This is a genomic window from Streptomyces sp. PA03-5A (genome assembly GCF_033792725.1).
Taxonomy (GTDB): Bacteria; Actinomycetota; Actinomycetes; order Streptomycetales; family Streptomycetaceae; genus Actinacidiphila.
Genome location: NZ_JARAVL010000008.1, coordinates 254,034 through 268,310, shown reverse-complemented (window position 1 = coordinate 268,310; position 14,277 = coordinate 254,034). Strand labels below are relative to the sequence as shown.

The 14,277-nt window shown below is 69.0% G+C and carries 12 protein-coding genes, 1 tRNA gene and 3 pseudogenes; 4 read left to right on the top strand and 12 right to left on the bottom strand.

Annotated features, from left to right (window positions below; all coding sequences use genetic code 11):
* Positions 1-95 precede the first annotated feature (95 nt).
* The 7 genes from PV410_RS12755 to PV410_RS12725 all read right to left on the bottom strand — a co-directional run bounded on the left by PV410_RS12755 (position 96) and on the right by PV410_RS12725 (position 7,943).
* Complete coding sequence (locus tag PV410_RS12755; protein WP_500324200.1) at positions 96-1,055, bottom strand: ParB/RepB/Spo0J family partition protein; 960 nt, start codon at positions 1,053-1,055, stop codon at positions 96-98.
* Positions 1,022-3,271, bottom strand: coding sequence for a Hint domain-containing protein (locus PV410_RS12750; protein WP_500324199.1), 2,250 nt, complete (start codon positions 3,269-3,271; stop codon positions 1,022-1,024). Before PV410_RS12750 ends, PV410_RS12755 begins: the two co-directional genes overlap by 34 nt.
* A 139-nt stretch (positions 3,272-3,410) precedes the next feature.
* A tRNA-Arg gene (locus tag PV410_RS12745) sits at positions 3,411-3,486 on the bottom strand.
* Positions 3,487-3,634: 148 nt separating this feature from the next.
* A complete protein-coding gene (locus tag PV410_RS12740; RefSeq protein ID WP_500324198.1) occupies positions 3,635-5,431 on the bottom strand; it encodes a ParB/RepB/Spo0J family partition protein in 1,797 nt (598 codons plus the stop codon).
* Positions 5,432-5,569: 138 nt separating this feature from the next.
* Positions 5,570-6,304, bottom strand: a complete 735-nt coding sequence (locus PV410_RS12735; protein ID WP_500324197.1) for a hypothetical protein — start codon at positions 6,302-6,304, stop codon at positions 5,570-5,572.
* An 81-nt stretch (positions 6,305-6,385) separates the two neighbouring features.
* Positions 6,386-7,591 carry a magnesium chelatase domain-containing protein gene (locus PV410_RS12730; protein WP_500324196.1) on the bottom strand — a complete coding sequence of 402 codons (1,206 nt, stop codon included), beginning with the start codon at positions 7,589-7,591 and terminating at the stop codon, positions 6,386-6,388.
* Between the two features lie 139 nt (positions 7,592-7,730).
* The gene (locus PV410_RS12725) at positions 7,731-7,943 is read right to left on the bottom strand and encodes a hypothetical protein (protein WP_500324195.1); all 213 of its coding nucleotides are present in this window, start codon (positions 7,941-7,943) and stop codon (positions 7,731-7,733) included.
* Between the two features lie 258 nt (positions 7,944-8,201).
* Between PV410_RS12725 and PV410_RS12720 the strand changes: the two genes are divergently transcribed.
* Positions 8,202-8,633, top strand: a complete 432-nt coding sequence (locus PV410_RS12720; RefSeq protein WP_500324194.1) for a hypothetical protein — start codon at positions 8,202-8,204, stop codon at positions 8,631-8,633.
* On the opposite strand, the gene PV410_RS12715 is transcribed toward PV410_RS12720, so the two are convergent.
* The 3 genes from PV410_RS12715 to PV410_RS12705 form a co-directional block, all read right to left on the bottom strand.
* Positions 8,590-9,282, bottom strand: a complete 693-nt coding sequence (locus PV410_RS12715) for a hypothetical protein (protein ID WP_500324193.1) — start codon at positions 9,280-9,282, stop codon at positions 8,590-8,592. The genes PV410_RS12720 and PV410_RS12715 overlap by 44 nt on opposite strands.
* Positions 9,283-9,590: 308 nt before the next feature.
* Complete coding sequence (locus PV410_RS12710; RefSeq protein WP_500324192.1) at positions 9,591-9,914, bottom strand: hypothetical protein; 324 nt, start codon at positions 9,912-9,914, stop codon at positions 9,591-9,593.
* A gap of 9 nt (positions 9,915-9,923) precedes the next feature.
* The gene (locus PV410_RS12705) at positions 9,924-10,070 is read right to left on the bottom strand and encodes a hypothetical protein (protein WP_500324191.1); all 147 of its coding nucleotides are present in this window, start codon (positions 10,068-10,070) and stop codon (positions 9,924-9,926) included.
* A gap of 255 nt (positions 10,071-10,325) precedes the next feature.
* On the opposite strand from PV410_RS12705, the pseudogene PV410_RS12700 reads away from it, so the two are divergent.
* Positions 10,326-10,514: pseudogene (locus tag PV410_RS12700) on the top strand (transposase); the annotation flags it as partial.
* A 24-nt stretch (positions 10,515-10,538) separates the two neighbouring features.
* Here PV410_RS12700 and PV410_RS12695 read toward each other — a convergent pair.
* A pseudogene (locus tag PV410_RS12695) lies at positions 10,539-11,786 on the bottom strand (IS110 family RNA-guided transposase).
* A 193-nt stretch (positions 11,787-11,979) separates the two neighbouring features.
* On the opposite strand from PV410_RS12695, the pseudogene PV410_RS12690 reads away from it, so the two are divergent.
* Positions 11,980-12,204, top strand: a pseudogene (locus PV410_RS12690) (transposase); the annotation flags it as partial.
* Positions 12,205-12,537: 333 nt separating this feature from the next.
* Positions 12,538-12,996, top strand: coding sequence for a DUF7919 family protein (locus PV410_RS12685; protein WP_500324249.1), 459 nt, complete (start codon positions 12,538-12,540; stop codon positions 12,994-12,996).
* Between the two features lie 754 nt (positions 12,997-13,750).
* Here PV410_RS12685 and PV410_RS12680 read toward each other — a convergent pair.
* Positions 13,751-14,203 carry a hypothetical protein gene (locus PV410_RS12680; RefSeq protein ID WP_500324190.1) on the bottom strand — a complete coding sequence of 151 codons (453 nt, stop codon included), beginning with the start codon at positions 14,201-14,203 and terminating at the stop codon, positions 13,751-13,753.
* Between the last annotated feature and the right edge of the window lie 74 nt (positions 14,204-14,277).

The window sequence follows — 14,277 nt, the reverse complement described above, 5'->3', positions numbered from 1 at the left end:
TGCAGGGTTGCTGAGGGTTGTCCCCACGCCTTCCTGTGCCGGGAGGGTGTTGGTCGTGATCGGTTCCGGGGCGTTGGGAAGGCGTGGGGGCTGGGTCAGGCGTTGGCGGGTTCGTGCTCGGCGCGCTCTGCTGCTTCTTCTGCTGCCTGTGCGACTTCACGACGGGCGATGTCGGTGAGGAGCGCGACCATGGTGGTGAAGTTGCGGACCTCCTTGCAGCGGCCGAAGGCGTAGACGGCGGAGGCGAACTCTTCGAACTGGTCGACCGAGGCGACGCCGACCACGTCGGTGCCGGAGGCGATGGCAGTGATGGCGGCCTTGAAGTCCTCCATCTGGTGGGGCAGGAACATGAGGGTGCAGGCGCGCCAGTCGAATTCGCCGTGCGGGATGGCCAGCTTGGTGTCGTCGGGTTCGACGGTGGGGAGCTGGGACTCGTCGAGGCCGGTGGCGATCAGGTCGTCCACGTTGTCGATCATCGCGACGAGGGTTGCGAGGACGTCCTTGTCGGGGTTGCCGTGGAGCTCGTTGTGGGCGATCTGCTTGGCGATGACCTCGGAGCGGCGCATGCGGCGGGCGTCGACGATGACGGGGATGCGGGGCAGGCCGGCGGCGCGTGCGGCGCGGGAGCGGTGGTGGCCGGAGATGACCTCGATGGGGCCGGTCAGTCCGGGCTGGTGGCCGTAGGGCAGGGATTCGAGGGCGCCGCGCTTGCGGATGTTGCCGGTGAGCCGCTCGAAGTGCCGGGGCTGCATGACCTGCGCGTTGATGTCCTGCTCTCGCAGGGAGGTGACGTCGACCCACTTGATGTACAGGTCTTCGCCGATCTGCATGACGTCCTGCGGCGGGTTCTCCGTGCCCCACTCCAGGCGGCCGTCGGTGACGCGGCCCCCGCCCGGCTCCTCGATGGGGGCCGCGTCGGCGGGCGCGTCCTGGTTCTCGGGCGCGGGGGTCGCGGGCGCATCCGGCGCTGCGGGGTCCGGGACCGCGGCGGCCGGGGCCTGGTCCTCGGCGGCCGGGGTGGTCACTTCTTCGCCTTGCTGCGGCTTGCGCGCCATGACTTCTCCTTCTCCAGGAACTTCGTGAGGGTGGTGGGGATGCTGTCGTCGCCCCATCCGGCGCTGTACGACAGCTTGTAGCCGTCCGGGTGCTTGTCGCGGGCGTCGAGCGTCATCAGCCCGCGCAGGCCCTTCGCCTCGGGGTGGCGGGTGTACTCGACGGTGACCAGGCCGTGCGATGCGGCCAGCAGGACCTCCGAGGCGCCGGTGAACACGTGCCGGGCGGTGTCGCGGCGCAGCGCGAGCATCGTCGCCAGGCGCGTCAGCCGCAGCTCGTGGTGCGGGGCGCCGAACGCGAACCGCATCAGCAGGTGGTTCGTGTACTTCGTGGCCCCCGGGTACGGGCGGGTCATCGTCTCGGCGCCGTAGCCGAGGACGCCGGCCACGTAGCCGTCGACGATGACGAGCATGTTGTACGAGCCCGGGGCCGCCGCGAGGCGGTGCATCCACAGGTCCCGGTAATAGTCGACCTCGGTTCCGCGTGCCCCGACTACGTCCACGCGGGACTGGTCGGTGACCTGGAGATCCGGGGGGATGATCGGTAGGGAGGTAGGGCCGGTCGACCGGGCCATGCCCAGGGCGACCTTGGGCCCGCCGGTCAGCTTGAAGATCTCCTCCGGCCGGTTGCTGATCACGTAGGCGCGGGCGACCTCGCCCAGGGGGTGCGCGAACACCGGCGTCGGGTGGGCGGCGATGCCGCTGCGCTCCTCCTGGAGGAACATCAGCAGCGCGGCCTTGCCCTCCATGTGGTCGGCGAGCCGCTTCATGTCGACCTCGGGGTCGAAAATCGCATAACTGGGCTCTTGCCACTCGACGCGGCCGCCGGTGTCAAAGAACTTCTCGAAGCCGCTGTTGTGCATCAGGTAGCCCTCGCCGATGTACGTGCGGGAGCTGGTGCTGATCGACTGCACGGGTGTGGGTCCGACGGGGTCCACAGAGACGATCCGAACGTGGTCGGCGCGGATCGTGCGCTTCTCCAGGCCGGACGTCTGCAGCTTCTCCAGCAGTCGTCCAGGGCGCAGCGTGCCCAGGACGCGGCAGATCTCGGAGAAGCCTCCCGCCACCTCGAACTTCTTGAGGTCCTTCTTGCTGAGCGGGCCCCGCGGGCTGGAGATGTGTGTCATCGGCTTGAACCCGGCCGCAAGCATCCGAGCTTCGATCAGGTCGGCGATCGGACCGACTGCCTGTGTGATGGCCAGCTTGTTGGCGCTGCCGATGTGCAGGCTTCCCTCACCGTCGAACATGCCGGCCAGCCAGCCCGCTTCGTACGAGCGCTGCGGCTCCCAGGTGTCCAGGGCGCGGAAGACGTAGCGAGCTTCGGGGACGGCACCGCGCCGGGGCTTCTTGAGCAGGTCGGCCGCTTCTACCCACTGACGCTTTGCGCCCGGCCCGCTGGAAACGAGCCATGGGTGGTCGGTGGTGCAGACGACCGAGTCGCCGTTCTCCAGGGTGACCCGCACGCAGTCCTTCACGGCGGGTTCGGAGTAGGTGATCTCTGCGAACTCCCAACGGCGGTGGTTACCGGCACCGTCGCGGTTGCCGTGGTGCTCGTTGAAGGCAAGGATGCGGTCGCCTGCCTTCAGCTCCCCGCAGGGAACCCACTGGAGGTCAGCAGTCAGGATGCGCTCGGAGCGCTCCAGGCATTTGTACGTCGGCGGCGCCGCGATGATGATCGCGTGAGGGTCATTCTCGGCGAGGGCGATATGGTCCCACATGCACATCGGCTTGAAGGCGACCCCGCGCAGGCGTTCGGCGAGCGACGTGAGCGAGTCGACGAGCCGCTTCTTGTGGTCGGCCTCGCGCTCGACGAGGTCGGTGACGAGGTTGTTCCAGTAATCAGCGGAGCCTTTGGCCTGCATGCGCGCTAGCCAGTGGACGTACAGCATGTGCGCGGCCTGCTCGACGATCGGCGCGTCGGGCAGCTCGACGGGCTCGCCGTCGAGGGTCATGCCGAGGTCGGTCAGGTCACCGCCCGACACGCATGTCCCGACGATTCCTGTGTAGAGCGTCACATCGCTCGTCTCCATGGCGGAGGGCGGAATGCCAGCGTTGGCGGCGACGAGCGCGGCGGCAAAGGACCCCACCCCCACCTCGACGTAGCGGGTGTATTTGTCGCGGGGGAGCTTGTTGAAGACCTGCCGGTAGAAGGCGCGGTCTGGGGCTGAGGAGTTCCCGGCGAAGAGGACGCCGGGCTGGGCGAATCCAGCTGCGGGCATGGCGGTCCCTGGGGACGTGGTGCGCGATCGCCCGGCCCACAACCAGCGGCGTAGGGGGAAAGGGTAACGGCAGGTCCAGTGGGGGTCCTGGGCTGCGCCCGGAAGCAGAACACCCCCCGCCGAGGCGGGGGGTGTCATGTGGACCGCGGGGGAGGATTCGAACCTCCAGCCTTCGGCTACGCGAACCGGTGCTCCATCCGTTGAGCTACCCGCGGGCGAGGAGCGCGGTGGAAGGGTAGCAGTTGCCCGGATATGCCCGGGATCGTCGCGGTGGGGTTGTCTGGGGGTCATGTTCGTTCTCCTAGGGGGTGAGTGGCCCGGGGCCGTGGAGCTGTGTGGCTCCCCGGCCCCGGTGGCGGTCGGTCAGAACAGCGTCGGCTCGTCCGGCTTGGCTGCCGGGGCGGCCTTGGGCCGGGCTGCGCCGGCGGGCTCGGGGTCGGGGAGTTCGGGGATGTCCCATCCCCAGCGTTCATCCGCCCACTGGGCGAACCAACGCCTGTGGCATCCGTCCGGCCCGTCCTTGCCGTTGACGTCCTCGAAGCACATCAGGACGGCCGGGGTGTCCGGGTGCCCTTCGGCGATCTCTTGGAGGGCGGCCACGATCTCGTCCTCGTGAGCCCGGAGCCGGTCGCGGTAGACGCGCTTCTCGATGGGGATGTTGTTGATCCCCTTGAGGGGGCCTTTCATCAGCTCCCAGGGGGCGAGGACGTCCACGCGGAGGTAGGGATGACGGAAGAAGCGCGGTCGCCCCACGGTCACCCCAACAGGCAGGTATGGGCTGCCGGGCTTCCAGTTTTGGTACCGGCTCGTTGCGAGCTGGAGCGGCTGGGGGACGTCGATTCGTTCGGTCGGGGGCTCGGGGGTGTCCATGTCGATCACGGCTGGTTCTCCTTGGGTGGTGGTGGGTTCGGGTGGGCCCCCCGTGGGCCGCGGCTGTCGGGCCGGGCCCCGGGGGGAGTCTGTGGGGTCATGCCGCCGGGGCCTCGGCCTCGGCGTCGGGGGCGACGCGGAGGGCGCTGGCCTGCACCGAGGCCATCGCGGCGGCCTGGCGGATGTTGTTGGATGCCTTGGCGGCCACGGTCTTGAGGTGGTCGATGCGCATCCGGTTGCCGGGGATCCCGCCGTGCGCTCCGGCGAGGAGGAGCGCCAGCTCGGCCGGGTCCATCGCGGCGATCTCGGTGAGGATCTCGCCAGCGTCGGACAGCTTGTGGATCTTCTTGACGAGCTCTGGCGGTCGGTGGTGATGCGCTCGCGCTCGTCGACCGGGAGGTCGAGGTGGGCGAACATGCCCTCTTGGCTGCCGCTGTCGCCGGTCTCGTGGACCTCTTCGGCGAGGACGAACATGCTGCCCTGGGTGGCCTGCCGCTGCTCTTCGTTCCTGCACATCTGGCAGAACGCTTCGGCGTCCCGGATGGTGTTGAAGAGGCCGCGGGCCCAGCGGGCGAGGAACGCGTTCTGGTTGTCGCCGGACAGCTGGGAGACGTACCAGGCGAGGCCGACCGGGATGTGGTTCTTGAGCAGGGCCTCTTGCATGGCGGGGGTGAGCTTGAGGAGGGACAGGCGCAGGTCCACGTGGTTCCAGGACTTCCCGGCCCGCTTGGCGACCTCCTCCGGGGTGTAGCCGTGTTCGGCGATCAGCTCCTGGAAGGCCTGCGCTTCTTCGAGGGGGGTCATGTCGGCGCGGCCGACGTTCTCGGCTACCTGGCGGGCGAACGTCTCGCCGGGGTCGGTGAGGTCGCGGAGGACCATGGCGTGCATCTCGGTGAGGCCGGCCATCTGGGCGGCCCGCCACCGGCGCTCGCCCATGACAATCACGTAGAAGCCCTGGTTGAGGTGGCGGACGGTGATCGCCTGGAGCTGGCCGAGCTCCTTCATGGAGTCGCAGAGTTCCTGCAGCTTCTCGGGGTCGAAGTTCTTGCGGGGCTGGCCCGGGTCGGGGCTGATGCGGTCGATGGGGATGGTGCGCTGGCTCACCCGCCCGCCGACGGGCGCCGTCTCGGCCGGGGCCGGGGCCGGGGCTTCGGGCTTCTTCGCCGGGGCCGCCTTCTTCGCGGGCGCCGCCTTCTTCGGGGCCTGGGCCTTCTTCGCGGTGTTCGGGGCCTTGGGCGCGGGCGCCTTCTTCGCGGTCTCGGGGGCCTCGGTGGTGGCGGTGGCGGTCATGGGCTTGCCTCCCGGTTTGTGGTGGTTGGTTGAGCTACATTCATCCTTGCCCAAACCCACTTGGATACCATCGGAATCCAAGTGGAATTGGTCAAGGAATCGTCAGGAGAACTGCAGGTCAGGCGGCCTGTCGGCCCGTCATGCCAGCGCCGGGAACAGCTCGGCCTGGACCGGCTCCGGGGCCGGTGCGGGCCGGGCCTGGTCGCGGTGGGCGAGGTGGTCGGCCACGCTCCACCCGGTCCACTCCCACTCGGGGAGCAGAGTGCGCCGTCCGGCGCCCACGTACTGACGAAACGTCATGACCCCGGCGGCGACGGCCGCAGCGCGGATCGGGGAGCCGTCGGGCCGCAGGCGTTCGGGGCGGACGCGGTGGACCGTGCCGTCCAGGTGCAGCCACACCTCGCAGGCCGTGGCGTCGAGGGCGGTCAGCATCGCCAGCTGGTGGATGTCGCCCCATCCGGCGTGGAGTCCACCCGGGCTGACCCATACCCACGTGCCCGGGGCGACGTCGCCGGGTCCGGCCGGTGTGTGCGCGTAGGGCGGGCACTGCTGGCGGCGCCGGCGGGGCTTGTCCGGGTAGAAGTGCGACGGCGGGTAGTGCGGGGCGCGGCCCCGGGCGGCGTCGGCGGCCCGGGCGGCGACGCCTTCGGCGGGGGTGTGACAGCGGGGCCCGGGGTGCCAATGCCGGGGGCCGCGCCGTTCCCACCAGGTGCGGGTGCCGCAGGTGCACGTGCCGGGTGTCAGGTGCTCGGCCGCGGTCTCGCACGGCCAGGGGGCGCCGCACTGGCGGCACTGCCACTCGGGCTCGGTGACGTGGGGCAGGTGGGCGTCGGGCATGCGGATCGGGCGGGGCTGCCAGGGCTCGGCCATCATCGGGCTCCTCTCGCGGGGTGGTGTGGTGGACTGGGGCGGGGGCCGGGGAGCGCTGCCTGCTCCCCGGCCCTCGCGGTCCCGCTACTGGAGGACTTGGGCGCCGCGTTCGAGCAGAGCGAGGGCGTCGCCGAGGTTGCTCGCGCCGCACACGAACCCGCCGGGCAGGTCGAGCGCGCCGTGCTCGGCGGGGACGATGGCGGTGCGTCGGCCCGCTTCCCGCGCGGCGCGGACGGCGGCGGGCACGTCGCCGCTGGGCCGGACCGTGCCGTCGAGGCCGAGTTCGCCGACGATGGCCACGTACTCCAGCGCTGCCGCCGGGACGTAGCCGGCCGCGGCGAGCGCCGCGCAGGCGACGGCCAGGTCACCGGCCGCGTTCTGTCCTGCCCAGCCCGTACGGACCGTCAGGGCGCCGACCGGCCACTGGATTCCGGAGTTCGCGATGGCCGCCCCGATCCGGTCGCGGGTCTCGCGCGCTGGTGCCCCTGCTGCGTCGGTGATGACGAGCTCGGCCGGGCCGGGCTCGAAGGTGCCGTGCACCTCGTGCAGGGTGCCGCCGACGAGCGTCGCGGCGCGGGCCTCGCCTGCCTGCGTTGCGGCCTCCACCGTCCCGGCGGGGCCGAGGCAGTCGGTGTTGCTGTCGTCGGTGAGCCCGTAGTCGGCGAGGCCGGACCGCTGGCCGAGTTCGGCGAGGAGGGTGGTGACGGCCTCGCGGGCGGTAGCGGCCCACACGGTTTCGATGGCGCCGAGCGCGTCGGCCGCGTCGACCCCCAGCTCTTCCAGGATGCGGGTCCGCTTGTCCGGGTCGGTGGGGGCGGGGGCGACGTCCCACAGGGTGTAGCCGGTCCCCCGGTTCACACCGGCGACGATGTACTCGCGGCGCTCCCGGGCGTCCGGGGCGCCGGGGAGTTCGAGGTCGTACACGTCGTCGTAGGCGTCGGGGTTCGTCCACCCGGCGTCCTCGAGCGCCGTCTCGTGGGCGCCCAGTTCGAGGATGTCCCGCATGACGTCGGCGATGTCCTCGGCGATGGCGTCGGGGAGTCCGGCGCCCGCGCTGGCCGGCTGGTACCAGAGGGCGGAGCGGTCGGCGTCCCGGATGGTGCGCAGCTCGCCGTCGGTGGTGTCGACGCTGATCGTGGCGGCCGCCGGGAAGTGGGGGCGGATGAGGGTGGCGGCGAAGGCTGCGGCGGCGGCCACGGCCGCGCGGCGTCCGTTCTTGGCGTCGGCGTACGCGTTGTTGAAGGCGTCGGCTGCGGCTGTGCGGGCGGGGGTCGTCGTGGTGTTCGTCATCGGTGCCCTCTTGTGGGGTGGTGGGGGCCCGCACCGGTCGGTGCGAGCTCGGCGGCTCCTGGGCGGGCGGCACGCGGTGGGCTCGGGGCCCGTCGTGCAGCCTGCTCAGGGGACGGCCCACGCGGGGCCGTCCGGCCGGTCAGTAGCCGCACTCGCACGCCTCGCAGTACGCCTGGTTGCAGCGGTCGCAGTGGAAGTCGAGGTCCCGACCGCAGTCCTCGCAGGTGCCGTAGTCGATGGGCGCGGGGCCGGCCGGAAGGACGGGCGCGGGGACGGGGGTAGTGGGGAGGGGCGCGCCGATGACCAGCTCGGTGACGATGACCGCGGTGGTGGTGGTGATCCGGATGCTCATGGCGCTCTCCCTTGGGGGTGGCGGTTGTGGTGTTGTGTTCTACATTCATCATTCTCCAAACCCACTTGGACACCCTCGATATCCAAGGGAATTTGGTAAAGGAATCGGCATGAGACCCCAGGTCAGGAGACTGATGCGTGGCAGTGACCTCGACGCGAATCGCTGCCGAACCGGGCCACCGGCTCCAGCAAGATGCATCCCTCCACCCGAGGGCGCAGGGTGGAAGTAGGGGCGGAGCCAATCGATTAGGGAGTAGGCATGTCGCTCAACCCTGGGCCCTACCTGAAAGCCCATGGGATTCCAGGTGCCGCCGCCACCGTGGCGGTGCTCTGTGGTGCCACATTGATGGCAACACCTGCATCAGCGGCGTCACATGCGACCTGGAAGGTCGGCGATTGCCGGCTGAGTCGGGCCGATGGATACCCGGTGGTACGTGCCAGCGTTTGGGTACGGAACCGCGACCGCAAGGACACCCATACCTACGAGCTGGACGTTGTCTTCGGCAAGAAGGGAGCTCCGATCGCCCGATACACTGCGTACGTGGGCGAGGTACGGCCTCTGGAAACTGGCAAAAGCCGGATAGTTGACCAGAATCCGAGCGCGGGCGTGAAGAAGGTCAAGAGCGGGACGGTTCCTTGCCGGGTGGTCAGAATCGTGGACTACTACACCGGTGAGACAGTTCGTCCATAGAGCAAAGGGGCCGGCAAACCTCCCGGCCCCTCAGCATGGCGTGAGCTATCCGCCCGCGCAGTGCAGCGCAGTGCTGGGTAACGCGGGCGGCCACGGCCGCGACGACGGCCCGGGTGTCGGCGCGCAGGTCGGTGTTCTGCGAGCGGTAGATCACTTCGTGGCCGTCGCCGCTGTATCCGCCGTCGGGGTAGAAGCACGCCAGCCAGCCGTGGTGGTCGCCGACCGGGTACGCGACTTCGTTCTCGCGCGGGCCGCCGTCGGCGCCGTTGATCCAGATCTCGGCGTCTCCTCCGAGGTCCATGGCGAGCCATCCGCCGCTGCTGTCGCCGTCGCGTCGCGCTGCGAAGCCGGCGATCCGCAGCTCCCTGTACAGGTAGCTCGCGGCCGTCCCGGGACGGTGGTCGCCGTACCGGGCCATGTCGGTGGCGAGCAGCAGCTGCTTCACGTCGTTGGTGAGGGCAGTGTCGGTGAGGTCGATGAACGCGCCGCCGTTGAGGCTGTGGTCCCATTCGGCTCCGGCGTACGAGGCGGGGTCGTCGAGCCACATCGGCGCGCCCTCGGAGGTCAGTGCGCTGAGGTCCGGCACGTTCCACGCCCAGGTGCCGGTCCCGCTGGGGAAGCGGTCGTAGGGGACCGTCACGGAGAACACGGCCCGGCCGTCGGGGTCGTCGAGGACTGCGGCCGCGGACCATGGCGTCGACGGCGGCCGGGCTGAACCGCATCGTGTAGTCGTCCAGCTCTCCGGTGATCTGCAGGCCGGTGCCGTCGGCGCGGCGGAGGCGGACCCGCATCCACGCGTCGTCCTCGTACACGGTGTTGAAGCCGGCCACGAAGATCCCTGCGGCCTGGGTGGTGGCGGGCATGCCGATGAGGCGCATAGCTGTCTCCTTCGAGAGGGAGGGGAAGGTGGGGCCGGGGCGGGCGGGTTAGGAACGCCCGCCCCGGCGGGGTGGCAGGTCAGGCGGCGGTGCCGAACCGGTCCTGCGGGGTGTGGCGGTCGATCTCTTCGCCGGTGATGCACTCGACGAGGGCGCAGAGGATGAACTCGGCGGCGGGCGGGGTGACCGCGTTGCCGTACTGGCGGACGCGGTCCCGTCGTGTGCATCGTGCGGAGCGGCTCGTCGACTGTCGTGCAGTACTCGCCGTCCGCGCCTTGCTGCCGTTGTTCCGCATGACCATGGCGGGCGTGATGAGTCCGTGGTGGTTGCCGGATGCGGTGACGGTGCACAGCGGGTCGGCGACCGATCGGGCGGTGCTGGCGCCGCCCCGGATCTCGGCCACGAAGGGCAGTCAGGCAAGCCCGGCTTCGGCCCGCGGGGTCTGGGTGCCCATGGGCAGGTACGCGCTCTTGCCGATCTTTCCGTCGCGGCCGTCGCGCGGGACGATCAGGGGCGGTACGGCGAGGGCGTCGTTCTCGCGGGTCGTGCGGGTCAGCATCGGCCCGGCTGGAAGCGTCGTCCCGCCATGTGCCGCCGGTGGGCACGACCATCGGCTGAGCGAACCTCTCCAAGCCCGCTTCGATGCGGCGGATCGTCTTCTCCGCGAGCGGGGTGTCACGGTCGCCGATGCGGGTCCCGGCGATGCTCCAGTCGATGGCGACGGCCGCGGGAAGCGTCTCGGGCTCCACGATCTGGTTGCGGCACCTGACCATGCATCGGATCCCAGGGCCGCCGTCGGATACCCTCTGCCGCTGGCATCACGTGGCAGCAGCTACCAATGGAACTGGGCTTCGGCTCGGGACAGACCTGCTGGCGGCGCCTGGGACGGTGGCGCGAGGCCGGCGCCTTCGAGGCCCTGCATCGAATACTCCTGGCCGAGCTGAACGCGGCCGGGCAGATCGACTGGTCGCGCGCTTGCGTGGACGCCTCCCACGTGAAGGCGAAAAAGGTGCCCCTATGGCTTTCGTCAAGCTGCCGCGTTGAGCGGGGGCTCGTAGAGGGTGCCGTCGCGGAGCATGGCGAAGAGCACGTCGATGCGTCGTCTGGCGAGGGCGACCAGGGCTGCGACGTGGTGCTTGCCCTCGCGGCGCTTCCTGTCGTAGTAGGCGCGTGATTCTGGTTGCGAGAGCGAGGCGAAGGCGGCGAGGTAGAAGGCGCGTTTGAGCTGTTTGTTGCCCCGCCGGGCGGGATGTTCGCCACGGATGGACGAGCCGGAGCTGCGGGTGACCGGTGCCAGGCCAGCCTATGCGGCCAGGTGTCCGGCTGTGGCGAAGGTGCTGCCGTCACCGACGTCGATGAGGATGCGGGCCGCGGTCCTGACCCCGATGCCGGGCATAGAGATCAGGACCTCGGAGAGAGGGTGGGCCTCCAGGAGTTCCTCGATGCGGGTAGCGAGGAGTTTTCGCTGGTCCAGGACGGAGCCGAGGGTGGAGACGAGGCTGGGGATGATCAGCGTGGCGGCGTCGGTGCCGGGGACGACCACGGTCTGCTCGTCCAGTGCGGCAAAGATGTCCTCGACCAGGCGCTCAGCCATCCGTGGCGCTTTCGGCCGCAGCAGTGTGACCAGTCGCCGCCGGCCTGCCTTCCTGATCTGCGCCGGGGAACCGAAGCGTTCAAGCAGCGCAAGCACGGCGGGATGGTCCAGACGCGGGCCGAGGACTTTCTCCAGCGACGGGTGGATCTGCGTGAGCAGCCCCCGCAGGCGGTTCTTGGTCCTGGTCAGCTCGATTGCAAGGTCGTCGTCGAACCCGACGATCATCTCCATTTCGGCGACGGTCGCGTCGGCCAGTTCGATGGCCCGCAGCGTGTGGGGCATCGCGCGGGCCGCATCCGCGATGATGTGCGCGTCGCGGGCGTCGGTCTTGGCTTCTCCCGGGTAGAGGTCGGCGATCCGCCGCATCGTCAGGCCGGGGAGGTAGGCGACGCGGCATCCCGCATCGCGGGCCACGGCCAGGGGCAGTGCGCCTATGGAGGCGGGCTGGTCGACCACCACCAGCACAGTGCCGTGCTTGGCCTGGAGCTTGGTGAACACCTCGCGCAGCTTCGGCTCGGTGTTGGGCAGCCGCTTGTCGAAAACCCGCTTGCCCGCCGGGGTCAGGGCGGTGGCATAGTGCTCGCTCTTGCCGACGTCCAGACCCACGTAGACGTCGATGCTGCCGTCATCGTTCACGGTCTTGCTCCTGTGTTCGCCCTCTTCCCGGCCTACCTGCGGCATCGGCGTGCCGGCATCCACGTTACGAAGAGACTGCCTCGCCCGGTCCGGGATCGGCGCTCGTGCCCCTAATCAGCGGTCTGCCAATGCCTCCGACGCCCGGTGGCACCACCTTTTCGATCATCACCGACTGGGGGCTCAAGTCCTGCCGGTGTCGGAGGCCGGGAGCCTCATTGCGAGGCCAGGAAAAAGGTAACGGGGCGATGCGGCCGGCCCGTCACCGGTCGACCGGGGTAGGACAGGCAGCAAACACCACGTGATCTGCGACGGCAAAGGCACCCCGTTCACGGTCACCACCACCGCGGCCAACGTCAACGACGTCACCCAGACCCTCGCCCTGGTCGACGGCATCCCGCCCGTCGCCGGCCGCCCAGGACACCCCCGCATACGGCCCGACGCGCTCCTCGGAGACAAGGGCTAGGACAGTAACCCGCTCCGCCGGGAACTACGCAACCGCCGGATCCAGCCGGTGATCTCCCGCAAGGGCAGCCCGAACATCCAGGGCCTGGGCAAACTCCGATACGTCGTCGAGCAGACCTTCGCTCTACTGCACCAGTTCAAGCGCCTCGCAGTCCGCTGGGAACGCGCCTCGACCTCCACGACGCCCTGGTCTCCCTGGCCTGCACCCTCACCTGTTGGCGGCGGAGGCGTCGAGACCCCCAGGCAACCGCATGTGCGACAGGACATGCTAGAGATCAGCGGTGACTTTCTACGAAGACTTGAGCCCCTACGCTGAGGAGCCGGAAGACACCCTCTGGGAGGGCGAGGGCACCCGAGTGGTGACCTTCACCCCCGCTACACGCGGATCAACATCGGCTGGCTCGCGGCCGACCACCCCTTCGACGTCGGCTCAACCCCTCCCGGCTTCGAGGAACAACTCGACCGCATCCTGCACGGCCAGTACGTCAACGCCTCCCTGGGGACGCACCCGTGCGACCTGTGCAACATCGCAGACGACGACATGCCTCGTGCACCCCGCGGCAGCAGCGAGATCCGCGTCCCGGCATCACTCACCGAGGTCTTCGCCGCCCCCTTCCTCGTTGGACACTACATACAGGCACACAGCTACCTCCCGCCGAGGCCCTTCGTCGATGCGGTCCTGGCTTGCCACGACACCTGGCGCAACGGACCCCCGGCCCCTGGCTCCCTGACGACGCCCAGCGACTCGACTTCGAAGCGGGCGACTGAGCAAGATCGCGTTACGAGCTCTTAGCCGAGCCCAATGGCCTGTCAGGAACGAGTGCGACAGAGGAAGTGGCGGAGCACGAAGCCGTCGTTCTGCATGATCGACGCGCAAAGTATGAAAACCTCGCCCAGCGTCTCCGGTGCCAACCAGGGCGTGGACACCCGGCGAGAAGATTGGGTGACACCCTGGGCCTGCTGTGCGCGGTCTTGGTCACCCCGGCCAGCATCCAGGGCTCAACCACAGGTCAGGTACTTCGTCGAGCACGCTGCCACGCTCGACGTCGATCTCGAAATCGTCCAACGCCCATCCGAAACCAGGGGATTCCTTGCGGTGCCGAAACGCAGGGGGGGCGAGCGGACGTCGGCTTGCTAATGCGCCACCGCAGTCTGGCCCGCGACTACGAAGCCCGAAGCCATGAGCCACCCCGCCATGACCGACCTCATGGCCCGCCACCTCACCGGCGAAAGCACCATCCCTTGGCGTGGCCCGAAATCAGCAGACCAAGCCCGCATCGCGGGATGAAACAACGGGAGACAGCAACGCTTGAGATGACGGACCCAAGAGTCCGGAAGTTAGGACGCCGCGTCACCACATTCGTCGTGAACTGCAAAAAGAAACAGCCTGAGAGGATAGCTTGACCAAGTTCTGCGGCATCGAGTGGGCCGAGCACCATCATGACGTGGACCTTATCGACGAAGGCGGTAGTTTACTCGCCACGGCACGTATCGCCGACGACGCGGTCGGCTACCAGGAGCTCTTCAACCTCCTATCCGAAAGCCGACTAGAAGCCTTCCAATCCCCCCCCTTCGCCCAGCATTCTCTCTCTTTCTTCACGCCACGATTCAAAGGTGGCCGGCAGTTCCAATTTGGCTCCCAGAGGCGGATGAATTTCGCGACGCACGAGCCTAAGTAGGAACTCCGCCATGCCCATGCGGTATTCCTGCTCCTGGGTAGGATTTCTGGGACGGACGATCACCTGCCAGGTGTCGGGCTTGCCCGTGCACCGCCACAACAAGTCGTCACCGGCCTCGTTTGACGCCCAGGTCAACCTGCCATCAGCGGGCGGCCACTGGACATTGTAAAGCAAGTGGTCCTCGTATGGATAGCCCTCGAATGGCGGTGCACCAATGCCGATCGAGTCGCTGATCGAGCCCACACCGAACACCGAGAGAAAGTCGCGGTAGTCAGTGGGAAACTCCCATCCGGTCTCGGCTTGAAGGGCGTCCCAGTCCACCGCGTCACCCCCGTCCGCGGGTGGTTGCATGACGTGCCGCAGTTCTTCGACAGCCCAATGCATAGTTTCCTCGT